Here is a 22,721-nt window from a genome sequence, read left to right as displayed (position 1 = left end):
TTGTCCCGGGGTAAGGGTGTAGGCCGTGCGATAGGCAAATCCGTCGCACTTGTGGCTGAGACCTGATGCCGAGCCGATTGTGGTGAAGTGGATGATCCTATGCTGTCGAGAAAAGCCTCTAGCGAGTTTCATGGCGGCCCGTACCCTAAACCGACTCAGGTGGTCAGGTAGAGAATACCGAGGCGTTCGGGTGAACTATGGTTAAGGAACTCGGCAAAATGCCCCCGTAACTTCGGGAGAAGGGGGGCCACGTCTGGTGACGAGTCTTGCACTCTGAGCTGGGTGTGGCCGCAGAGACCAGCGAGAAGCGACTGTTTACTAAAAACACAGGTCCGTGCGAAGCCGTAAGGCGATGTATACGGACTGACGCCTGCCCGGTGCTGGAACGTTAAGGGGACCGGTTAGCTTGGATTCGTCCAGGCGAAGCTGAGAACTTAAGCGCCAGTAAACGGCGGTGGTAACTATAACCATCCTAAGGTAGCGAAATTCCTTGTCGGGTAAGTTCCGACCTGCACGAATGGCGTAACGACTTCTCGACTGTCTCAACCATAGGCCCGGTGAAATTGCACTACGAGTAAAGATGCTCGTTTCGCGCAGCAGGACGGAAAGACCCCGGGACCTTTACTACAGTTTGATATTGGTGTTCGGTTCGGCTTGTGTAGGATAGCTGGGAGACTTTGAAGTCCATACGCCAGTATGGGTGGAGTCGTCGTTGAAATACCAGTCTGGTCGTGCTGGATGTCTAACCTGGGTCCGTGATCCGGATCAGGGACAGTGTCTGATGGGTAGTTTAACTGGGGCGGTTGCCTCCTAAAGAGTAACGGAGGCGCCCAAAGGTTCCCTCAGCCTGGTTGGCAATCAGGTGTTGAGTGTAAGTGCACAAGGGAGCTTGACTGTGAGACCGACGGGTCGAGCAGGGACGAAAGTCGGGACTAGTGATCCGGCGGTGGCTTGTGGAAGCGCCGTCGCTCAACGGATAAAAGGTACCCCGGGGATAACAGGCTGATCTTCCCCAAGAGTCCATATCGACGGGATGGTTTGGCACCTCGATGTCGGCTCGTCGCATCCTGGGGCTGGAGTCGGTCCCAAGGGTTGGGCTGTTCGCCCATTAAAGCGGTACGCGAGCTGGGTTTAGAACGTCGTGAGACAGTTCGGTCCCTATCCGCTGTGCGCGTAGGAGTCTTGAGAAGGGCTGTCCCTAGTACGAGAGGACCGGGACGGACGAACCTCTGGTGTGCCAGTTGTCCTGCCAAGGGCATGGCTGGTTGGCTACGTTCGGGAGGGATAACCGCTGAAAGCATCTAAGCGGGAAGCCTGCTTCGAGATGAGGACTCCCACCCACTTGATGGGGTAAGGCTCCCAGTAGACGACTGGGTTGATAGGCCGGATCTGGAAGCACCGTGAGGTGTGGAGGTGACCGGTACTAATAGGCCGAGGGCTTGTCCTCAGTTGCTCGCGTCCACTGTGTTGGTTCTGAAACCACGAACAACCCGTCCCCGGTCACAGGGGCGGCTGGTTGTCTGTTTCATAGTGTTTCGGTGGTCATAGCGTTAGGGAAACGCCCGGTTACATTCCGAACCCGGAAGCTAAGCCTTTCAGCGCCGATGGTACTGCAGGGGGGACCCTGTGGGAGAGTAGGACGCCGCCGAACAAATATTGGGAAAACCCCGCACCTCACGGTGCGGGGTTTTCTGCGTTTCAGGGTCCTTTTTCGTGTGAGACAGGGGAGCGGGACCTTTCGGTCCCGCCCGGTCACAGACGGCCCGCGGCCTTGAGTTCCAGATAGGCATCGGCCAGGGCGGGTGCCAGCTCGTCCGGGGTCGCGTCGACGACCGTCACACCGTGCCGGCGGAGCTGGTCCGCGACGCGACGGCGCTCGGTCTGAGCCTGCGCCGCCGCCGCAGCCTCGTACACGGCCTCCGTGTCACCGCGGGCCTTCGCCATCCGGGAGACGTGCGGGTCCGCCACGGACGCCACGAGGACCGTGTGGCGCTGAGTCAGCCGAGGCAGGACGGGGAGGATCCCCTCCTCGATCGGCGCCGCGTCGAGAGTCGTGAACAGCACGACGAGGGAACGCCGTGGGGCGGAGCGGAGCGCTGTCGCGGTGAGGCCCCGCGCGTCGGTCTCCAGGAGCTCCGGCTCCAGGGTCGCCATCGCGTCCACCAGAGCGGGAAGTACGTCCTTCGCCGTCCGCCCCTGGACCAGGGCGCGTACCCGGCGGTCGTAGGCGAGGAGATCGACGCGGTCGCCGGCGCGGGAAGCCAGGGCGGCCAGGAGCAGAGCGGCGTCCATGGACGCGTCGAGGCGCGGGGCGTCGCCCACACGGCCCGCGGAGGTGCGGCCCGTGTCGAGGACGAGCAGGATGTGCCGGTCGCGCTCGGGGCGCCAGGTGCGGACCGCGACGGAGGACTGGCGGGCTGTCGCGCGCCAGTCGATGGAACGCGTGTCGTCGCCGGGGACGTAGTCACGGAGGCTGTCGAACTCCGTTCCCTCGCCGCGGGTGAGCACGCTGGTCCGGCCGTCGAGCTCGCGGAGCCGCGACAGCTTGGACGGGAGATGCTTCCGGCTGGTGAACGGAGGCAGGATGCGTACCGTCCAGGGGACACGGTGGGAGCCCTGGCGGGTGAAGAGGCCGAGGGGGCCGTACGAGCGGATCGTGACCCGGTCCGCCTGGCGGTCGCCCCGGCGGGTGGGCCGCAGGCGCGTGGTCACGCGTCGGCGCTCGCCGGGAGGGACGGTCAGGCGGTGGCGCGAGGCCGGCATCTCCGTGCCGGGCTGCCAGCTGCTCGGCGGCCAGGCGTCGCGGAGGTGGGCTCGGAGCGGGCGGCCGGACGGGTTGTCGACCGCCAGCGTGACGTCGGCGGTCTCGCCCAGGCGGGTGGAGGTGTCGCCGGAGCGGGCCAGGCGCAGGCGCCGTACCGGGGCGGCCAGGGCGAAGTCGCAGGCGCAGGCCAACGCCAGCGGGGCGTTGACCGCGAGAATGCCCGTCCAGCCGGGGGCCCAGATCCCGACGGGGACGGAGCCGAGGGCCGCGAGGAGCGCGGTGCGTCCGGTGAGCGCCATCAGCGGGGGACGGGGACGTGGGCGAGGATCGCGTTGACGACCGAGTCGGCGGTCACGCCCTCCATCTCGGCCTCCGGACGGAGCTGCACCCGGTGGCGCAGCGTGGGCAGCGCGAGGGCCTTCACGTCGTCGGGGGTGACATAGTCGCGGCCCGTCAGCCAGGCCCACGCCCGGGACGTCGACAGCAGCGCCGTGGCTCCGCGGGGCGAGACCCCCAGGGTGAGCGACGGCGACTCGCGGGTGGCACGGCAGATGTCGACGACGTAGGCCGTGATCTCCGGGTGCACCGTCGTCCTGGCCACCTCGGCGCGGGCCGCTTCCAGGTCGGCGGCGCTCGCCACCGGGCGTACGCCGGCGGCGCGCAGGTCGCGCGGGTCGAAGCCCGTGGCGTGGCGGGTGAGGACGTCGATCTCGTCCTGCCGGGACGGGAGCGGGACCGTCAGCTTGAGGAGGAAGCGGTCCAGCTGGGCCTCCGGCAGGGGATAGGTGCCCTCGTACTCCACCGGGTTCTGCGTCGCGGCGACCAGGAACGGCTCGGGGAGCGGGCGGGGGGTGCCGTCGACCGAGACCTGGCGTTCCTCCATGGCTTCGAGGAGGGACGACTGGGTCTTCGGGGGCGTGCGGTTGATCTCGTCGGCGAGGAGCAGGTTGGTGAAGGCCGGGCCGGGCTGGAAGGAGAACTCGGCCGTGCGGGTGTCGTAGACCAGGGAGCCGGTGACGTCGCTGGGCATCAGGTCCGGGGTGAACTGGACCCGCTTGGTGTCGAGCTCGAGGGAGGCGGCCAGGGCGCGGACGAGGAGGGTCTTGGCGACACCGGGGACGCCTTCGAGGAGGACGTGGCCGCGGCACAGGAGTGCGACGACGAGACCGGTCACGGCGGCGTCCTGGCCGACCACGGCCTTGGCGATCTCGGCGCGCAGGGCCTCGAGGGCGGCGCGGGCGTTGCCCGGGTCTCCGCTCTGCCCGGCGTTGTCAGTGGTCGGGTCCATCATGGACGGCGTACCTCTCTTTCGAGGGCGTCGAGTTGGTCGGCGAGGGCGATGAGTGCCGCGTCGTCGCCGGGCGGCGGGCCGTGGAGGAGGGTGTGCAGGGACTGTCCGTCGCCGTGGAGGTGGGCGGACAACGCGGGGAGCAGGGCCTCGGGCGCGTGCGCCCGGGCGACGGGGACGCCTACGAGGGGGGCGAGGCGGATGCGGGTCGCGGAGCGGAGAGCGGAGGCCGCGCGGTCGCGGGCGTTGGCCCTGCGGTAGAGGCGGGCGTGGCCTTCGGTCGTCTCGGAGGCGCGGATCGCCACGGGGAGTTTTTCGGGCACCAGGGGGCCGAGCCGGCGCGCCCGCCAGAGGGCGGCGAGGACGGCGGCGACGAAGAGTTGCAGGGTGCCCCACAGCCAGCCGGAGGGGATCAGGTCGAAGAAGCCGCGCTCGTCGTCCGGGGCGGTGGTGTCGGAGAGCGAGGGGAGGTACCAGACCAGGTGGGGGCGGGAGCCGAGGAGTTGCAGGGCGAGCGAGGCGTTGCCGTGCTCGTCGAGGTGGTTGTTGTAGAGGATGTCGCGGGCGCCGAGGACGATCGTGTCGCCCGGGGCCGTGCCGCCGGATGCCGGCGATGTCGCCGGTACGCGGAGCAGGGTGGCCAGGTTCTCGCTGGGGTAGCAGAGGTCGGCTCGCGGGTGGGTGCTGGAGTAGCGGATTCCGCCCGTGTCGGCATTGCCCGCGCGGCGGGCGGCGGGCAGGTCGCAGTCGGGGGACAGCGTCGAGTCGAAACTGCGCGCGGGGTCGGCGGTGACACCGGGGACGAGCCGGTCGACGGAGGTGCCGGGGGCCACGAGGACCGTACGTCCGCCGGAGCCGGCGGTCGCGGAGCGCAGCTCGGCCTGCCGGCGCGCGGTCAGCAGGTCGGGGGCGGCCACCAGCAGGGTGGTGTGCGGCCCCGCCGCGGCGCGGGCGTCGTCCAGGGTGGTGACCACCCGGGTGGACACGCCCCGGTCGGCGAGGAGTTCGGCGACGGCCCGGCTGCCGTAGGGGTCCGCGGAACGCGGGTCGAGCTCGCCGTGCCGGGCGTCGGAGCGGACGACGGCGATCGCGACGGCGCCGGCGAGCAGCAGGACGAGCGCGAGCGCGACGCCTCGCGTGCGGGTCCACAGCCGGCGGGCGGTGGGCGAGGCCGAGGTGGTGGGAAGCGTGGCCTCGGTGGTCATCCGGCGGCTCCCGGGCGGGTGTCGGAGCCGTTCCCGCTGCCGGTCAGCTGCGGTCTGCTGCGTTCCAGGTCGGCGTCGAGGCCGGCCAGCCGCCGGTACGACTGCTCGGTGCCCGGACGGCCGCCGTACGCGACGTCGTCGAAGTCCCGGGCCGCGGCGCGCAGCCGGCCGGCGTGGGCGGGCAGGGCGCGGCCGGCCTCCGTGGCCGCCTCGTCGGCGGTGCGGCCGGGGCGGACGTCGAGGAGGGCGCGTTCCTCCAGGGCGCGGACGACGGCCCGCATGCGTTCCTGGACGGCTTGGCTCCAGTGGCCCTGGGCGGCGTGCGCCTCGGCGGCGGCGCGGTGGTCGGCGGCGCTGCGGGGGCGGTCGTCGAACAGGGCGGGTGCGGAGACGGGCCCGCGGCGCGGGGTGCCCAGGCGCCACCACAGGGCCCCCAGGACGGCCAGGACGGCCAGGACGATGACGATCAGGCCGAGCGCCCCTCCGGGCGTGGCGGTGGAGGCCCTGGCGAACAGCTCGCCGATCCAGTCCCAGAGGGCGTTCAGGGCCCGCTGGACCCAGCTGGGGTCGTTCTCGTGGTACATGCGCTTGGACAGCTCGCGCCGCGCCGCATCCCGTGCGGGATCGCGCGGCGTCGTCACCGGCGGTTCGTCGCCGGAGCGCGCCAGGGACGCCACGGAGGTGTCGCCGACGCGCAGCAACGTCCGTACGGCGGTGCGTGGCAGCACCTCTGTGAGAACTCCCCCCGTCGGACTCACCGCATCAGCTCCCCGGTACGGCGCCGGGGCTGCCGGGGCCCTGGGTGCCGGCGGCGCGGGCCAGTTCGAGGTCGAGGGCCTCGCGGCGGATGCGCTGGTCGATGTAGAGGAGCACGGTGACGCCCGCGGTGATCGGGAAGGTGATCATGGAGCCGATCACCGAGCCGATGCCGCTGACGACGAGGAAGGTCCAGCCGAGGTCGCCGCTGCCCTCGAGGAATCCGCTGACCCCGTCGCCGCTGAGCGCCGCGGCGAGGAAGGTGAAGGGGATGACGATGATCGACGCCACGATGTTCGCGATGACCGTCGCGAGCAGCTGGATGCCGAAGACGCGCCACCAGGAGCCGTTCACCAGCTTCGTCGAGCGGCTCATCGCCTTCTTGATGCCCTGCTTCTCCAGCATCAGTGCGGGGGAGGCCAGGGAGAAGCGGACCATGAGCCACACGGCGACGACGACGCCCGCCAGGAAGCCCAGGGCGGTCAGGGCCACGCCCGCCTCGCCGCCCGCCGTGGCGGTGACGAGGAGACCGGGCAGCATGGCGACCAGGAGGAGACCGGCGACCATCAGCAGCAGCAGGACGATCAGGCCGAACAGCCTGAGCACCTGAGGGCGGGCGTCCCGCCAGGCCTCGCGCGTGGTCACCGGCCTGCCGAGGACGGCGCGGCTGGTGACGGTGGTCAGCAGGGCCGTGGCCACGACGGTGCCGATCAGGGAGATCAGGAAGACGACGCCCGAGTCGATCGTGGTGGCGGTGAGCGCGTCGGCGAGTTCGCTCACGGTGGCGTCGGGGTCGTTGAGGGCCTCGGTGCCGGTGTTGTCCAGGACGAGGCCCCGGAGCAGCACGACGATGATCTCCGTGAAGACCGCGACGGTCAGCGAGATGCCGAGGACCGTGCGCCAGTGGGTGCGCATGGTGGAGACCGCGCCGTCGAGGATCTCACCGACGCCGAGCGGGCGGAGCGGGATCACGCCGGGCTTGGCCGCGGGCGGGGGGCCGCCCCAGCCTCCGTAGCCGTACCCTCCGTAGCCGCCGGGGCGGGCGTGGCCCGGGGGCGGGGGCGGGGTGCCCCAGCCCGTGTGGGGCGGTGGGGGAGGCGGGGTCTGGCCGGGTCCGGTCGGTGCGGACCACTGGCCGGGGGGCGGCTGCTCCTTGGACCACTTCGTGCCGGGGCTCGTCGGTTCCGCGCTCGGCCGGTCCGCGGGCTCGCCGGTTGCCGGGCGGTCGGCGGAGCCGGACGCGCCGGGCTCCTGCCCGTCGGACGGGGCGGATCCGGGCGAGGTCCAGCCCGGAGTGTCGTTCATCGTCGCTCCTTCACGGTGCCCTTCCGCGGTCGCGGCGGCAGGTTGGCAGCCATCGTGCCATGGGGTGGTCCGCCGTGGACCGGCCGAGGTAGGGGCAGCGCACCTTCAATTGTCCCCCGGAAAGGGGGCAGACTGACGGCATGGCTGATCAGTACGCGCAAAGCGGCGAGGACAAGCGGCCGACCGGGATACCCGCCCTCCGCTGGGAGGAACCCCCCGAGGGGCCGGTGCTGGTCCTGCTGGACCAGACCAGGCTGCCGGCCGAGGAGGTCGAGCTGGTCTGCACGGACCCGTCCGCGCTGGTGGAGGCGATCCGCTCGCTCGCCGTGCGCGGGGCACCGTTGCTGGGCATCGCGGGCGCCTACGGGGTCGCGCTCGCGGCCGTCCGCGGCTTCGAGGTGGAGCAGGCCGCCGCCGCCCTGGCGGGCGCACGCCCCACCGCGGTGAACCTCGAGGTGGGCGTGCGCCGGGCGCAGGCCGCCCACGAGGAGGCGCTCGCGAGGACCGGCGACACCCGGCAGGCCGCGACGGCCGCGCTGGCCGCGGCGCGGGCGCTCCACGAGGAGGACGCCGAGGCCAGCGCCCGCATGGCCCGGCACGGACTGGCGCTCCTGGACGAGCTGCTGCCCGCCGGCGGACACCGCGTCCTCACGCACTGCAACACCGGGTCGCTGGTGTCGGGCGGTGAGGGGACGGCGTTCGCGGTGGCGCTCGCCGCCCACCGGACGGGGCGGCTCAGGCGCCTGTGGGTGGACGAGACGCGCCCGCTGCTGCAGGGCGCCCGCCTGACCGCCTACGAGGCGGCGCGCAACGACATGCCGTACACCCTGCTCACCGACAACGCGGCCGGTTCGCTGTTCGCGGCGGGTGAGGTGGACGCGGTGCTGATCGGCGCGGACCGGATCGCGGCCGACGGCTCGGTGGCGAACAAGGTGGGGAGCTATCCGCTCGCCGTGCTGGCGCGGTACCACCACGTGCCGTTCATCGTGGTGGCGCCGTTGACGACGGTGGACACGGAGACGCCGGACGGGGCGTCCATCGAGGTCGAGCAGCGCCCCGGCTACGAGGTGACCGAGGTCATGGCTCCCCAGGTGCCGGTGACGGGATCGGGAGGCGGCATCCCGGTGGCTCCGCTCGGGACGCAGGCGTACAACCCGGCGTTCGACGTGACGCCGCCCGAGCTGGTGACGGCGATCGTCACCGAGGCGGGCGTGGTCTCGCCCGTGACGAGGGACGCGCTCGCGCAGCTGTGCGCAGGCTCGGGGCGGCCGACCGCCGGCTGACGGGGCTGCCTGGACGGGCCCCTGGCGGCGGCTCGGCGGCGCCTGCGTTCCGTAGTGCGCCGCGAACACGCTGTGAGGGGGCCACTACGGTGGTGGAGCGGGGCAGACAGTGACGGCTCGATACGACTATCGTCACAGGCCAGTGACCTCGCTCACCAGCACCTCTGTCGTCGTTACGAGAATGGGATGATGTCGTTTATGAAGGGACGAGTCCTTGTCGTCGACGACGACACCGCACTGGCCGAGATGCTCGGCATTGTGCTGCGTGGTGAGGGTTTTGAGCCGTCTTTCGTAGCCGACGGCGACAAGGCGTTGGCCGCCTTCCGTGAGACGAAACCGGACCTGGTGCTGCTCGATCTGATGCTGCCCGGCCGGGACGGCATCGAGGTCTGCCGCCTGATCAGGGCGGAGTCCGGCGTGCCGATCGTGATGCTGACGGCCAAGAGCGACACCGTCGATGTGGTCGTGGGGCTGGAGTCGGGCGCCGACGACTACATCGTGAAGCCGTTCAAGCCGAAGGAGCTGGTGGCCCGGATCCGGGCGCGGCTGCGGAGGTCGGAGGAGCCGGCGCCGGAGCAGCTCGCGATAGGCGACCTGGTGATCGACGTGGCGGGGCACTCCGTGAAGCGGGACGGGCAGTCGATCGCGCTGACGCCGCTGGAGTTCGACCTGCTGGTCGCGCTGGCCCGCAAGCCGTGGCAGGTGTTCACCCGCGAGGTGCTCCTCGAGCAGGTCTGGGGTTACCGGCACGCGGCCGACACCCGGCTGGTCAACGTGCATGTGCAGCGGCTGCGCTCCAAGGTCGAGAAGGACCCGGAGAAGCCGGAGATCGTGGTGACCGTCCGTGGCGTCGGTTACAAGGCCGGACCGAGCTGACGTGAGCAGGGACAGTGCCGCTTCGGCGCCCGGCCGGTCCGGGGACCGCGCCGGGCGGCCTGTCGGCCACGGGTCCGGGCGTTCCCGCTGGGAGCGTTGGTTCGCGGGCGGGTTGCTGCGGGGCGGGGTCCAGGGCAGTCCGTTGCTCCGTCTGTTCATGCGCTGGATACGCCGTCCGCTGCTGCCCGTGATGCGGCTGTGGCGGCGCAACATCCAGCTCAAGGTCGTCGCCACCACGCTGCTGATGTCGCTCGGCGTGGTGCTGCTGCTCGGCTTCGTCGTGATCGGGCAGGTCCGCAACGGCCTGCTGGACGCCAAGGTGAAGGCGTCGCAGAGCCAGGCCACCGGTGGGTTCGCGGTGGCCAAGCAGAAGGCCGAGGAGACGGCGAGCACGACCGGCGACGAAGCCACGCCCGTGGACGGCCGCCCGCCGCAGAACGTCATCCAGTGGATGAGCGACCTCGTGAAGTCGCTCTCCAGCGGCGGCCAGGGCGCCTTCGACGTGGTCACGCTGCCCATGGGCGGGGACAGCGGCAGCGGGCGCGGCCCGCGCGCCTCCGGCCTGGTCAACTGGTCGGCCAGTGTGCCCGAGGACCTGCGGGAGCGGATCGAGGGCGACCCGGCGGCGGCCCAGAGCTACACGCGGATCGTCTACGACTCCGACGAGCCCTCGCAGCCGGGCCTGGTCATCGGCAAGCAGGTCAACGACCCGAACGGTGAGCCGTACCAGCTGTACTACCTCTTCCCGCTGACGCAGGAGGAGAAGTCGCTCAGCCTGGTCAAGGGCACGCTGGCGACGGCCGGGCTGTTCGTCGTCGTCCTCCTCGGGGCCATCGCCTGGCTGGTCGTGCGCCAGGTCGTCACGCCCGTGCGGATGGCGGCGAGCATCGCCGAGCGGCTGTCCGCCGGGCGGCTGCAGGAGCGGATGAAGGTCACCGGCGAGGACGACATCGCGCGGCTCGGCGAGGCCTTCAACAAGATGGCGCAGAACCTCCAGCTCAAGATCAGCCAGCTCGAGGACCTGTCGCGGATGCAGCGGCGGTTCGTCTCCGACGTGTCGCACGAGCTGCGGACGCCGCTGACGACCGTGCGGATGGCGGCCGACGTCATCCACGACGCGCGCGTGGACTTCGATCCGGTGACCGCGCGGTCCGCGGAGCTGCTGGCGGACCAGCTGGACCGGTTCGAGACGCTGCTCGCGGACCTCCTGGAGATCAGCCGCTTCGACGCGGGCGCGGCGGCGCTGGAGGCGGAGCCGATCGACCTCCGGGAGGTCGTGCGGCGGGTCGTGAGCGGCGCCGAGCCGCTCGCCGAGCGCAAGAGCACGCGGATACGCGTCGTCGGCGATCAGCAGCCCGTCGTTGCCGAGGCGGACGCCCGGCGCGTGGAGCGGGTGCTGCGCAACCTCGTGGTCAACGCCGTCGAGCACGGGGAGGGCCAGGACGTCGTGGTCCGGCTCGCCGCGGCCGGCGGCGCGGTCGCCGTGGCGGTGCGCGACTACGGCGTCGGGCTCAAGCCCGGCGAGGCCACCCGGGTCTTCAGCCGCTTCTGGCGGGCCGACCCGGCACGCGCGCGTACCACCGGCGGTACGGGGCTCGGCCTGTCCATCGCCCTGGAGGACGCGCGGCTGCACGGCGGCTGGCTGCAGGCCTGGGGCGAGCCGGGCGGAGGGTCGCAGTTCCGGCTGACGCTGCCCAGGACCGCGGACGAGCCGCTGCGGGGCTCGCCGATACCGCTGGAGCCGGCGGACTCCCGGCGCAACCGCGGGCTGAACGACGCCGGTCTCCACGAGGCCGGCCAGGCGCCCGGCGCGGACCGGGCGGTCACCGTCCCGGCGCAGGCCGCGCCGGGACGGACGGCCTCGGGATCCGCCCGGGGGCCGATACCGCCGCGGCCGTCGGGCACGGCCACCGCCGATCCGACGGCGCTGCCCGGCAACGGCGCGCGCGTGGTGCCGCGGCCCGTCTCGGGCGCCCGTACACAGGACGGCACGCCCGGACCGGAGGCGGCGAGCCGCCCGGACGCCGGGCCGGAGGAGCCGAGCAGGCAAGGGGAGGCATTCCGTGGTCGCTGACCGCGAGGGGAGCGGCCGGCGGACGCCGACGCGCGCGGTGACGTACGCGGTCTGCGGCGTCGTTCTGCTGGGAGGGTGTGCGTCCATGCCCGACAACGGGGACCTGCGGGGCGTGGAGTCCACGCCACGGCAGGACCCGCAGGTGCGGGTGTTCGCGATGCCGCCGGCGGAGGACGCCTCTCCGTCGGAGATCGTGCAGGGCTTCCTTGAGGCGCTGACCAGCAACGATCCGCATTACGAGACGGCGCGCAAGTACCTGACGGGCGACGCGGCGAAGACCTGGCGGCCGGAGCGGTCCACGACGGTGCTGGCGGGCGGGGCGGGGACCGAGGCCGACCACTCGGCGAGCCGTGAGGACGCCGACGACTACTCGTACTCGGTCACGCTGACCGGCACCAGGGTCGCCACGGTGGACGCGCAGCAGTCGTACTCGCCGGCGGCGGGGCAGTACCGCGAGGCCGTCCACCTCAGCCGCGACCAGAAGAGCCGGCAGTGGCGCATCGACCTGCTGCCGCAGGGCGTGGTCATGGGCAAGTCCGACTTCCAGCGCACCTACATGTCCGTCAACAAGTACTACTTCGCCTCGAACACCGTTCCGAAGGCCCAGGCGGGTACCAGTGCGCAGCCCGCGGCCGTCGCCGACCCCGTCTACGTGCGCCGCCTCGTGGACCCGCTGACGCAGGTCGTGCGGTCGCTGATCAGTGGGCCGACGAGCCTGCTGGGGCCCGTGGTGAGGACGAGCTTCCCGACCGGTACGGCGCTGGCGGACAGCGTCGACTCGCTGACGCCCGACGACCGCAACACGCTGAAGGTGCCGCTGAACGCCAAGGCCGCCGGAGTCGGTGCGGACACGTGCGACGAGATGGCGGCCCAGCTCCTGTTCACCCTCAAGAACCTCACCCCCGCCGTGGACGAGGTGGAGCTGATCTCGGGGAACAAGCGGCTGTGCTCGCTCGGTGAGGACCGGGCCGAGACGGTCGCGACGCGCGGTTCGGCCCAGCGGCCGGACTATCTGTACTTCGTGGACGCCAAGCACCGCCTGGTGCGGATCGCCGCGGGCAGCACGGCCACCCACCCCGAGGCCGTGCCCGGGGCGCTGGGCGAGGGCACGACGGCCCTGCGGTCGGTGGCGGTGTCGCGGGACGAGCACAGCGCCGCCGGCATCGGCTTCGACTCCAGGTCGCTGTACGTGGCCACGCTGGTGCCGGGCAGCTCGCTCGGGGACCCCCTGCTCGTCAGCGGGGGCAAGACGGAGGCGGAGCGGCTGACGCCGCCCAGCTGGGACGCGCAGGGCGACCTGTGGATCGCCGACCGGGACCCGGAGAACCCCCGGCTGCTGCTGCTGAAGGAGGGCGCGGGCGAGCCCGTGCCGGTGCGGATCCCCGGGCTGGACGGGCGGGTGCAGGCCGTGCGGGTGGCGGCCGACGGGGTGCGGATCGCGCTCGTCGTGGAGAAGGACGGTGAGCGGTCGCTGCTCATCGGGCGCATCGAACGCGACGGGCGGGCCGGTGAGCGGCCCGCGGTCACCGTCGTCGGGCTGCGTTCCGCCACGCCCGAGCTGGAGGAGGTCACGGCCATGTCCTGGGCCGGCGACAGCAGGCTCGTGGTGGTCGGGCGCGAGCGCGGGGGCGTCCAGCAGATCGGATACGTCCAGGTCGACGGTTCCACGCCGGAGGCGTCCGTGCCGGCGGCGCTGACGGGGGTGAAGGAGATCGCCGCGACCGAGGACGAGCGGCTGCCGCTGGTGGCGTACTCGGAGGACCTGATCGTCCGGCTGCCGTCCGGCATGCAGTGGCAGAAGGTGACGGAGGGGACGGCCCCGGTCTATCCGGGGTGAGGCGACGGGACGGCGCCCGCGCTCACCCGTGCGAGTGACGCGGGCCGGCTCCGGCGCGGAGTTGTCCCCAGGGGACGCTCGGGAGTTTTCCACAGGCCTGGTCGGGTCCGGCGGGCGACGGCACAGTGGTGGCCGTGCGCGGGTGGTGGCGGGACGTCGGCGACCTGGTGCTGCCGGCCGAGTGCGGAGGCTGCGGCAGGGCCCGCACGGTGCTGTGCCCGCGGTGCCGTTCGGCGCTGGGCGGGGCGGCGCCGTGCCGGGTCCGTCCCGACCCGGAGCCGCCCGGACTGCCCGTGGTGCACGCGGCGGCGCGGTACGCGGACGAGACGCGCGCCGCGCTGTTGGCCCACAAGGAACGCGGTGTGCTGGCCCTCGCCGGGCCGCTCGGCGAGGCGCTGGCGGGGGCCGTGAGGGCCGGGCTCCGGGAGGTGGGCGCGGGTGTCGGTGAGGGCCGGTCCGCGGGTGCGCGGGAGCCGGTGCTGCTCGTGCCCGTGCCCTCCGCGCGCCGGGCGGTGCGGGCGCGCGGTCACGATCCGGCTCGGCGGATCGCCCTCGCCGCGGCGGGTGTGCTGCGGCGGACCGGGACGCCCGCGCGGGTGCTCGCCGTGCTGCGGCAGCGGCACGCGGTGGCCGACCAGTCGGGGCTGGGGGCCCGGCAGCGACGGGACAATCTCGCCGGGGCGCTGGCGGTCGTGCCCGGCGGGGTCCGGCTGCTGGGCGGCCGGGAGACGGTCGTCCTCGTCGACGACCTGATGACCACGGGGGCCTCCCTCGCGGAGGCGGCGCGTGCCGTGCGGGAGGCGGGTGCGGTCCCGGATGAGCGGGGGGCGGGGGCGCGGACGTACAGGACGGCGAAGTCGGCTGTGTATTCGTCGGCGGCACGGGAAGGCAGAGAGGAACGGAAGAGCGGACCCCGAATGGCGGGTCCGCACGGAGGCGGTGACGTGGTCCGGGAAGTGACATGCGCGGCCGTGGTCGCGGCCTCACCAGATGCTTTCGAGATAAACCGGAACTGATCGAATACTTGCTTCGTTGCAGGTAATGAGAAGGTCAATTCACCGGAACGGAGGTACGTCGCGCTAGAGGGTGACGGCATCCGTCCGGGCGAGATATGTTCGGTTGTGAGGCAAAGCCGCAGGCCACACCTCTCAGAACCGAATGCCGTGCCGCGGGTTCAGGCGTCATCACCCGCACCGGTGGCGTGGATACCTTGCCCGCGGGGGAGGAGGTGGAAGTCACCGAGTCCGAGGTTCCGGGAGAACCGGAACCTGGTGCAAAAGGGAGATGCTCCGCCGCCGAAGCGGAGCGATCCGGGAACGGAGTTCTGCGTGGACATCGTCGTCAAGGGCCGCAAGACCGAGGTGCCCGAGCGGTTCCGGAAGCACGTGGCCGAGAAGCTGAAGCTGGAGAAGATCCAGAAGCTCGACGGCAAGGTGATGAGCCTCGACGTCGAGGTGTCCAAGGAGCCCAACCCCCGACAGGCCGACCGCTGCGACCGAGTGGAGATCACGCTTCGCTCCCGCGGTCCGGTGATCCGGGCGGAGGCAGCGGCGAGCGATCCGTACGCGGCGCTCGACCTGGCGGCGGAGAAGCTCGGCGCCCGGCTGCGCAAGCAGCACGACAAGCGCTTCTCGCGGCGCGGAGCGCGCCGCATCTCGGCGGCCGAGGTCGCCGACCACGTCCCCGGCGCCGCGACGCTCAACGGGAACGGGGAGATCGTCCCGGAGGAGAAGCAGGACGGCGTACCCACCAAGAAGATCGGCTCGCTCGAGGTGCAGGGCGACGGCCCCCTCGTCGTCCGCGAGAAGACCCACGTGGCGGCGCCGATGACCCTCGACCAGGCGCTCTACGAGATGGAGCTGGTCGGGCACGACTTCTATCTGTTCGTCGATTCCGAGTCCAAGGAGCCGAGCGTCGTCTACCGGCGGCACGCCTACGACTACGGCGTGATCCACCTCACGACGGACACGATGGTCACGCACGCGCACGCTCCCGAGGCGGGAGACGCGCTCGGTGGCTGACTGCGCCGGGTGACCGTCGGACCGGTGCCCCTGGAGCGCGTGTGCGCCCCCAGGGGCACCGGCGTGCGACGGTGCGCGCGGTGTGCGACCCCTGCGTGGCGCGCTCTGTCACCCCGGCGTCGGCGCGGCATGGAATCATGGCGGCAACCACCCAACCGGTGGGTCGTTGCCTTGGGTTGGCGATGGCTCAGGACCACAGGCCACAGCCTTCAGGGGGAGGAACGATGGCGGACAGCTTCGGACCGATGCGGGGCGGGGGCGCCGACGACGGCGTCGCCGGCATGGGCCCGGACGCGGGCTCGTCACGCCAGGAGCCGATCAGGGTCCTGGTCGTCGACGACCACGCCCTGTTCCGTCGCGGCCTGGAAATCGTGCTCGCGGCCGAGGAGGACATCCAGGTCGTCGGAGAGGCCGGTGACGGCGCGGAGGCCGTGGAGAAGGCCGCGGACCTGCTGCCGGACATCATCCTGATGGACGTGCGGATGCCCCGGCGCGGCGGCATCGAGGCCTGCACCTCCATCAAGGAGGTGGCACCCAGCGCCAAGATCATCATGTTGACGATCAGTGACGAGGAAGCCGACCTCTACGACGCCATCAAGGCGGGCGCGACCGGTTATCTCCTCAAGGAGATCTCGACGGACGAGGTGGCGACCGCCATCCGCGCGGTGGCCGACGGCCAGTCCCAGATCAGCCCGTCCATGGCGTCGAAACTCCTCACCGAGTTCAAGTCGATGATCCAGCGGACCGACGAGCGCCGGCTCGTGCCCGCACCGCGCCTCACGGACCGCGAACTGGAAGTCCTCAAGCTCGTCGCCACGGGAATGAACAACCGGGACATCGCCAAGGAACTGTTCATTTCCGAGAACACCGTGAAGAACCATGTGCGCAACATCCTGGAGAAACTGCAACTGCATTCCAGGATGGAGGCCGTGGTGTACGCGATGCGGGAGAAGATCCTCGAGATCCGCTGACGGCCGGGCCGCCGCGGATCAGGCGAGCAGGAGCGACAGCTCCCTGGCGAGCGGCTCGCGCAGGTCCGGCGCGTCGACCCGCTCCACGCGCACGTCCGTGCAGTCCACCCAGCTCGCCGCCTCGACCAGGGCACGGGCGACCGACGGGACCGCCCTGGGGCCGTCCAGGGTCACCTGCCGGGCCACCAGTGTGCGGCCCTCGCGTGCCGGGTCCACCCGGCCGACCAGCCGGCCGCCGGCCAGGACCGGCATCGCGAAGTAGCCGTGCACCCGCTTCGGCTTGGGCACGTAGGCCTCCAGGCGGTGCGTGAAGCCGAAGATCCGCTCCGTGCGCGCGCGTTCCCAGATCAGGGAGTCGAAGGGGGAGAGCAGCGTCGTGCGGTGACGGCCGCGCGGGGGTGTCTCCAGGGCGACCGGGTCCGCCCAGGCCGGCTTGCCCCAGCCCTCCACCGTCACCGGGACCAGGCCCGAGTCGCCGATCACGGCGTCGACCTGCTCGGCCTTGAGGCGGTGGTAGTCGGCGATGTCCGCGCGGGTGCCGACGCCCAGGGACCGGCCGGCCAGGCGGACCAGGCGGCGCAGGCACTCGGTGTCGTCCAGATCGTCGTGCAGCAGCGCCTGCGGGACCGCGCGCTCGGCCAGGTCGTACACGCGCTTCCAGCCGCGGCGCTCGACGCAGACCACCTCGCCGTACATGAGGGCGCGCTCGACGGCGACCTTCGTGCCCGACCAGTCCCACCACTCGCTGGTCCTCTTCGCCCCGCCCAGGTCCGTCGCGGTGAGGGGGCCCTCGGCGCGGAGCTGCTTGACGACCTGGTCGTAGGCCCCGTCCGGGAGGTGGTGGTTCCAGTGCGGGCGGTTGCGGTAGGCGCGGCGGCGGAAGGCGAAGTGGGGCCACTCCTCGATGGGGAGGACGCAGGCGGCGTGGGACCAGTACTCGAAGGCGTGCGTGTCCGTCCAGTAGGCGTTCTCGACGGTCGCCCGGCCCACGGCGCCGAGGCGGGCGTACGGGATCAGTTCGTGGGAGCGGGCGAGGACGGAGATCGTGTCGAGCTGCACCGCGCCCAGGTCACGCAGTATGCCGCGGACGCCGGCGCGGCGGTCGGGGGCGCCGAGGAAGCCCTGTGCGCGGAGGGCGAGGCGGCGGGCCTCGTCTGCGGACAGTTCCATGGCGGGGGGCGGGAGGGTCGTCATGCGTTCGCACGATAGGGGGTGGGTCTGACAGGGCAGTGTCCGTGGGGGGCGGGGGTTGGGCGTGCGGCCCGGACGGGATGCCCGGCGTTGCCGCGGGCGCGGGGTGGGCAGCGCGGCCCGGCGCTGCCGGGGTCCCGCTGCGTCCACCTGTGCCGCCCCTGGGGGGTACCTCCCAGGCCGTTCAGGCACTGGGGGAGGCACGACTGCCCGCGCCTGGCTGCCGCAGTCGGGGCGGCACGACGGCCCGCGGCTGTGGCGTGGTGCGGGGCTACGGGTGGGACGGGAGGTAGGGGAAGGTCGAGGTGAGGGAGAGGTCCGAGGGGAGGAGGGAGGCGATCCAGCAGTCACGGCGGACGCCGTTGTTGTTGATCGCGGAGCGCAGCGTGCCCTCCATGGTGAAGCCGGCGCGCAGGGCCACCGCGCGGGAGGCCGTGTTCCCGACCTCGGCGCGCCACTCCAGGCGGTCGATCGCCTGCCGGGTGAAGGCCCAGCGGGCGACGGCGGCGGCGGCCTCGGTGACGTAGCCGCGCCCGCGGTACTCCCTGGTCCCCCAGAAGCCGATCTCGCCGACGCCCGGGGAGATCACCGTGACGCCGAGCATGCCCGCCAGGTCACCGGAGGGCAGGAAGAGGCCGAAGGTGAACATCGAGTCGTTCGCCCAGCCGTCGGGGACCACCTGCTCCGTGAAGCCCCGCGCGTGTGCCGGGAGGTAGGGCGAGGGGATCGTCGTCCAGCGCTGGATGTCGGGATCCTGGCAGGCGGCGTACACGGCATCGGTGTCCTGGGGGCCGACCGTGCGCAGGACGAGGCGTTCGGTGGTGAGGATCTGCGGTTCCATCGGCCGATTCTGCGGGGCGACCCGCGACGCGTGCCATTCTTTTGCCGTGCGTGAACGAGTGGTCACTTTTCGTGCATTTGGTCGGCGGGTGCGGCACCATCCGCGGGCCTCGCACGTTGAACCGGGTGACAGCGACCGGAAGCAGGACGAAGGAGCGCGCGGTCACCGCTACGGCAGGCCTCCCGGCGCGGCGGGGTCCTCGCATACGATGGCCGTTGCTCAGTCAGTCACATGGAAACCGACCGTCCCAGGCCCGACCGGCAAGGAGACCAACCCCCGTGTCCGTCCTCTCGAAGATCATGCGTGCAGGCGAAGGCAAGATCCTGCGCAAGCTGCACCGCATCGCGGACCAGGTCAACTCCATCGAAGAGGACTTCGTCGACCTCTCCGACGCCGAGCTGCGGGCCCTCACCGATGAGTACAAGCAGCGCTACGCCGACGGTGAGAGCCTGGACGACCTGCTGCCGGAAGCCTTCGCCACCGTCCGCGAGGCCGCGAAGCGCGTCCTCGGCCAGCGTCACTACGACGTGCAGATCATGGGCGGTGCCGCCCTGCACCTGGGGTACGTGGCGGAGATGAAGACCGGTGAGGGCAAGACCCTCGTCGGCACGCTGCCCGCCTACCTCAACGCCCTGTCCGGCGGCGGCGTCCACATCGTCACGGTCAACGACTACCTGGCCGAGCGCGACTCCGAGATGATGGGCCGCGTCCACAAGTTCCTGGGGCTCGAGGTCGGCTGCATCCTCGCCAGCCAGACGCCGGCCCAGCGCCGCGAGATGTACGGCTGCGACATCACCTACGGCACGAACAACGAGTTCGGCTTCGACTACCTGCGCGACAACATGGCGTGGTCCAAGGACGAACTCGTCCAGCGCGGCCACAACTTCGCCATCGTCGACGAGGTCGACTCCATCCTCGTCGACGAGGCCCGTACGCCGCTGATCATCTCCGGCCCGGCCGACCAGGCCACCAAGTGGTACGGCGACTTCGCCAAGCTGGTCACGCGGCTGAAGAAGGGCGAGGCGGGCAACACGCTCAAGGGCATCGAGGAGACCGGCGACTACGAGGTCGACGAGAAGAAGCGCACGGTCGCCATCCACGAGTCCGGCGTCAGCAAGGTCGAGGACTGGCTGGGCATCGACAACCTGTACGAGTCGGTGAACACGCCGCTCGTGGGTTACCTGAACAACGCCATCAAGGCCAAGGAACTCTTCAAGAAGGACAAGGACTACGTCGTCCTCGATGGCGAGGTCATGATCGTCGACGAGCACACCGGACGTATCCTCGCCGGCCGCCGCTACAACGAGGGCATGCACCAGGCGATCGAGGCGAAGGAAGGGGTGGACATCAAGGACGAGAACCAGACGCTCGCCACGATCACGCTCCAGAACTTCTTCCGCCTCTACAAGCGCCACGACCACGACGGCAAGGAACTGCCCGGCCTCTGCGGCATGACCGGTACCGCCATGACGGAGGCCGCCGAGTTCCACCAGATCTACAAGCTCGGCGTGGTGCCCATCCCGACCAACCGGCCGATGGTCCGCAAGGACCAGTCCGACCTGATCTACCGCACCGAGGTCGCCAAGTTCGAGGCGGTCGTCGACGACATCGCCGAGAAGCACGAGAAGGGCCAGCCGATCCTCGTCGGCACCACCTCGGTCGAGAAGTCCGAGTACCTCTCGCAGCAGCTCAGCAAGCGGGGCATCCAGCACGAGGTGCTGAACGCCAAGCAGCACGAGCGCGAGGCGTCGATCGTCGCCCAGGCGGGCCGCAAGGGCTCCGTGACGGTCGCCACCAACATGGCCGGCCGCGGTACGGACATCAAGCTCGGCGGCAACCCGGAGGACCTCGCCGAGGCGGAGCTGCGCCAGCGGGGCCTCGACCCCGAGGAGCACATCGAGGAGTGGGCCGCGGCCCTGCCCGCCGCCCTGGAGCGGGCCGGGCAGGCGGTCAAGGCCGAGAAGGAAGAGGTCGAGAAGCTCGGCGGCCTCTACGTGCTGGGCACCGAGCGGCACGAGTCGCGGCGCATCGACAACCAGCTGCGCGGTCGTAGCGGCCGTCAGGGCGACCCGGGCGAGTCCCGGTTCTACCTCTCCCTCGGCGACGACCTGATGCGCCTGTTCAAGGCCCAGATGGTCGAGCGCGTCATGTCGATGGCGAACGTCCCGGACGACGTGCCGATCGAGAACAAGATGGTCACCCGCGCGATCGCCTCCGCCCAGTCGCAGGTCGAGACCCAGAACTTCGAGACCCGCAAGAACGTCCTGAAGTACGACGAGGTGCTCAACCGGCAGCGCGAGGTCATCTACGGCGAGCGGCGCCGCGTCCTGGAGGGCGAGGACCTGCAGGAGCAGATCCAGCACTTCATGAACGACACGATCGACGCCTATGTGCAGGCCGAGACCGCCGAGGGCTTCCCCGAGGACTGGGACCTGGACCGTCTGTGGGGCGCCTTCAAGCAGCTCTACCCGGTGAAGGTCACCGTCGAGGAGCTGGAGGAGGCCGCGGGCGACCGGGCCGGACTGACCGCCGAGTACATCGGGGAGTCCATCAAGGACGACATCCAGGAGCAGTACGAGGCGCGCGAGACGCAGCTCGGCTCCGAGATCATGCGTGAGCTGGAGCGCCGGGTCGTGCTCTCGGTCCTGGACCGCAAGTGGCGTGAGCACCTCTACGAGATGGACTATCTCCAGGAGGGCATCGGCCTGCGCGCGATGGCGCAGAAGGACCCGCTGGTCGAGTACCAGCGCGAGGGCTTCGACATGTTCCAGGCCATGATGGAGGGCATCAAGGAGGAGTCCGTCGGCTACCTGTTCAACCTGGAGGTCCAGGTCGAGCAGCAGGTCGAGGAGGTCCCCGTCGAGGAGGCCGCTCCCTCGCTGGAGAAGGCCCCGCAGGACGCGGTGCCGGCCCAGGCCGGTGCGCGCCCGGAGATCCGCGCCAAGGGGCTCGACGCGCCGCAGCGCCGCGACCTCCACTTCTCCGCTCCGACCGTGGACGGCGAGGGCGGTGTCGTCGAGGGCGACTTCACCACCGACGAGGAGCCCGCGCGGTCCTCGTCCGACGGCCTCACGCGCGCCGAGCGCCGCAAGCAGGCCAAGGGCGGGCGGCGCCGCAAGAAGTGACGCGGCGGTGCCCCGGGGCACCGTGACGGCGGGAAGGGTCGGGCACCCCTCGGGGAGCCCGGCCCTTCGGCCTGTTCAGCGCCCGTTCAGCCCCTGTGCGGCGCCCGTGCGGCGCCTCGCAGGCAAGCGGCGGAGGACGACGCGGCGGTGGCGCCGCGCGCGGCCGTCAGGCGCCGTCCGTCCGCGGTCCCCGGGAGCCGCCCAGCTCCACCGCGGTGCAGCGCCAGCGCAGGTCCCGGCCCTGCTCCAGCCGGAACGCCATGGCGCGCAGCTGGTCACCCGCGCCGATGCGGGCGAAGACCTCCAGCGCGCCCGGACGGGCCTCGTAGTAGCCGATGTCGCGGACGACGGGGAGGGTGCCGCGGGTGCGCAACGGGCCGCGCTCGGCGAGCCGGGCCAGTTCGTCGTAGGCGCGGCCGACGGTGTGCCGGAGCATCGAGTGCACCGGGCGCCGGCCGCTGAGCACGTCGAGGAGCAGTTCCGCGAAGTGGTCCGTGGGCCGGAGCTGGGGGACCGGCCGCCGAGGGGCCCGGGCGGGGGCGACGGGGGCGGTCGTCCCCGCGGGGAGGCGCGAGGAGGCAGGGGCCGGCCGGACGGGCGCGGGCGGGGACCCGGCGGACCCGGCGGGCAGGGCGGTCCCGGTGGGTGCGGCGATCCGGCGGGCGGCGGCCGAGACGCGGTCCGGGGCGGGTGCGGTGGCGGCGGCGCGTGCGCTCGCCCTGGTCACACCGCCCGGGGAGGCGGTCGCCGGGCGGTTGTCGGCCGGCCTCGTACGGGCGCGCGCGGAGCGGCCGGGGGAGCCCGCCGGACGTCCGCCCGGCGCCGGGGTCCGGGGGCCGCTCCCGCCGGGCCTGCGGGGCGGTACGCCGCCCGGGGTGCGGGGCGTGGCGCCGCGGGGCGCGCCGGAGGCCGTGTCGGTGACCGCGCCGGGCGGCGCGTCCGCGGGAGCGGGGGAGGCGCCGACGGCGGCGGCCGGGACACGGCGGGCCCCAGCGCGGTGGGGCGGGGCGGCGGCGGTGCCGGGCAGGGGCACGTGAGGGGTGGGACGGGTCCTGGTCATGACCTTGCGCAGGGGCGGCACGGTCGGTGTGGTCTGCATGGGGTTCCCCGTTCGGCGACCCGGCGGATACCGGGCGGTAACTTCATGGTCGGGGATCTTGTACGGGGTGGTGGGTGGCGTCGGC

General features: G+C 71.7%; 16 protein-coding genes and 2 rRNA genes (1 of these 18 running past the window's edge). 10 read left to right on the top strand and 8 right to left on the bottom strand.

The genetic code is table 11. The annotated features are described in order from the left end of the window. Positions 1-1,447, top strand: a 23S ribosomal RNA gene (locus tag AC0VYN_RS31500); it begins 1,675 nt to the left of the window's first position. A gap of 87 nt (positions 1,448-1,534) precedes the next feature. After that, positions 1,535-1,651 (top strand): 5S ribosomal RNA (rrf, locus tag AC0VYN_RS31495). Between the two features lie 101 nt (positions 1,652-1,752). Here the strand turns inward: rrf and AC0VYN_RS31490 are convergent. The 5 genes from AC0VYN_RS31490 to AC0VYN_RS31470 are packed head-to-tail and all read right to left on the bottom strand — an operon-like array spanning position 1,753 to position 7,318. Further along, on the bottom strand, positions 1,753-3,063 hold the full coding sequence (locus AC0VYN_RS31490) for a DUF58 domain-containing protein (protein ID WP_475533714.1): 1,311 nt from the start codon (positions 3,061-3,063) through the stop codon (positions 1,753-1,755). Then, positions 3,063-4,052, bottom strand: a complete 990-nt coding sequence (locus AC0VYN_RS31485) for an AAA family ATPase (protein ID WP_475537021.1) — start codon at positions 4,050-4,052, stop codon at positions 3,063-3,065. The genes AC0VYN_RS31490 and AC0VYN_RS31485 overlap by 1 nt, the downstream gene beginning before the upstream one ends. Continuing rightward, positions 4,052-5,257 (bottom strand): DUF4350 domain-containing protein, encoded by a 1,206-nt coding sequence (locus AC0VYN_RS31480; RefSeq protein WP_475533713.1) that lies wholly within the window; start codon positions 5,255-5,257, stop codon positions 4,052-4,054. The genes AC0VYN_RS31485 and AC0VYN_RS31480 overlap by 1 nt, the downstream gene beginning before the upstream one ends. Then, on the bottom strand, positions 5,254-6,015 hold the full coding sequence (locus tag AC0VYN_RS31475) for a DUF4129 domain-containing protein (protein WP_475533712.1): 762 nt from the start codon (positions 6,013-6,015) through the stop codon (positions 5,254-5,256). Before AC0VYN_RS31475 ends, AC0VYN_RS31480 begins: the two co-directional genes overlap by 4 nt. 4 nt (positions 6,016-6,019) lie before the next feature. Further along, entirely contained in the window at positions 6,020-7,318 is a 1,299-nt protein-coding gene (locus AC0VYN_RS31470) for a glycerophosphoryl diester phosphodiesterase membrane domain-containing protein (RefSeq protein ID WP_475533711.1), read from the bottom strand. 140 nt (positions 7,319-7,458) lie between these two features. Between AC0VYN_RS31470 and mtnA the strand changes: the two genes are divergently transcribed. The 7 genes from mtnA (at position 7,459) to AC0VYN_RS31435 (ending at position 16,380) form a co-directional block, all read left to right on the top strand. Then, the gene (mtnA, locus tag AC0VYN_RS31465; protein ID WP_475533710.1) at positions 7,459-8,601 is read left to right on the top strand and encodes an S-methyl-5-thioribose-1-phosphate isomerase; all 1,143 of its coding nucleotides are present in this window, start codon (positions 7,459-7,461) and stop codon (positions 8,599-8,601) included. A gap of 186 nt (positions 8,602-8,787) precedes the next feature. Continuing rightward, positions 8,788-9,477, top strand: a complete 690-nt coding sequence (gene mtrA, locus AC0VYN_RS31460) for a two-component system response regulator MtrA (protein WP_003975799.1) — start codon at positions 8,788-8,790, stop codon at positions 9,475-9,477. 1 nt (position 9,478) lies between these two features. After that, positions 9,479-11,551 (top strand): MtrAB system histidine kinase MtrB, encoded by a 2,073-nt coding sequence (gene mtrB / locus AC0VYN_RS31455; RefSeq protein ID WP_475533709.1) that lies wholly within the window; start codon positions 9,479-9,481, stop codon positions 11,549-11,551. After that, positions 11,541-13,388 (top strand): LpqB family beta-propeller domain-containing protein, encoded by a 1,848-nt coding sequence (locus tag AC0VYN_RS31450; protein WP_475533708.1) that lies wholly within the window; start codon positions 11,541-11,543, stop codon positions 13,386-13,388. Before mtrB ends, AC0VYN_RS31450 begins: the two co-directional genes overlap by 11 nt. 134 nt (positions 13,389-13,522) lie before the next feature. Further along, positions 13,523-14,404: a ComF family protein gene (locus AC0VYN_RS31445; protein WP_475533707.1), complete on the top strand. Its 882-nt coding sequence runs from the start codon at positions 13,523-13,525 to the stop codon at positions 14,402-14,404. Between the two features lie 312 nt (positions 14,405-14,716). Next, positions 14,717-15,409, top strand: a complete 693-nt coding sequence (hpf, locus tag AC0VYN_RS31440; protein WP_451688290.1) for a ribosome hibernation-promoting factor, HPF/YfiA family — start codon at positions 14,717-14,719, stop codon at positions 15,407-15,409. Positions 15,410-15,633: 224 nt separating this feature from the next. Further along, a complete protein-coding gene (locus tag AC0VYN_RS31435) occupies positions 15,634-16,380 on the top strand; it encodes a response regulator (RefSeq protein ID WP_475533706.1) in 747 nt (248 codons plus the stop codon). An 18-nt stretch (positions 16,381-16,398) separates the two neighbouring features. Here the strand turns inward: AC0VYN_RS31435 and AC0VYN_RS31430 are convergent, their stop codons facing one another. Both AC0VYN_RS31430 and AC0VYN_RS31425 read right to left on the bottom strand, forming a co-directional pair. Then, entirely contained in the window at positions 16,399-17,574 is a 1,176-nt protein-coding gene (locus AC0VYN_RS31430; protein ID WP_385468200.1) for a winged helix-turn-helix domain-containing protein, read from the bottom strand. 268 nt (positions 17,575-17,842) lie between these two features. Further along, positions 17,843-18,412, bottom strand: coding sequence for a GNAT family N-acetyltransferase (locus AC0VYN_RS31425; protein ID WP_475533705.1), 570 nt, complete (start codon positions 18,410-18,412; stop codon positions 17,843-17,845). Positions 18,413-18,690: 278 nt separating this feature from the next. Here AC0VYN_RS31425 and secA point away from each other — a divergent pair, with 278 nt between their 5' ends. Further along, complete coding sequence (secA, locus tag AC0VYN_RS31420; protein WP_475533704.1) at positions 18,691-21,537, top strand: preprotein translocase subunit SecA; 2,847 nt, start codon at positions 18,691-18,693, stop codon at positions 21,535-21,537. A gap of 166 nt (positions 21,538-21,703) precedes the next feature. Here the strand turns inward: secA and AC0VYN_RS31415 are convergent, their stop codons facing one another. Beyond that, positions 21,704-22,636, bottom strand: a complete 933-nt coding sequence (locus AC0VYN_RS31415; protein ID WP_475533703.1) for an Rv3235 family protein — start codon at positions 22,634-22,636, stop codon at positions 21,704-21,706. Between the last annotated feature and the right edge of the window lie 85 nt (positions 22,637-22,721).

The organism is Streptomyces sp. 63XJN7_1_ISO-PGPR-S23-121 (assembly GCF_056173025.1).
The sequence above is the reverse complement of the archived record's forward strand: the minus strand, read 5'-3'. Positions and strand labels throughout refer to the sequence as shown.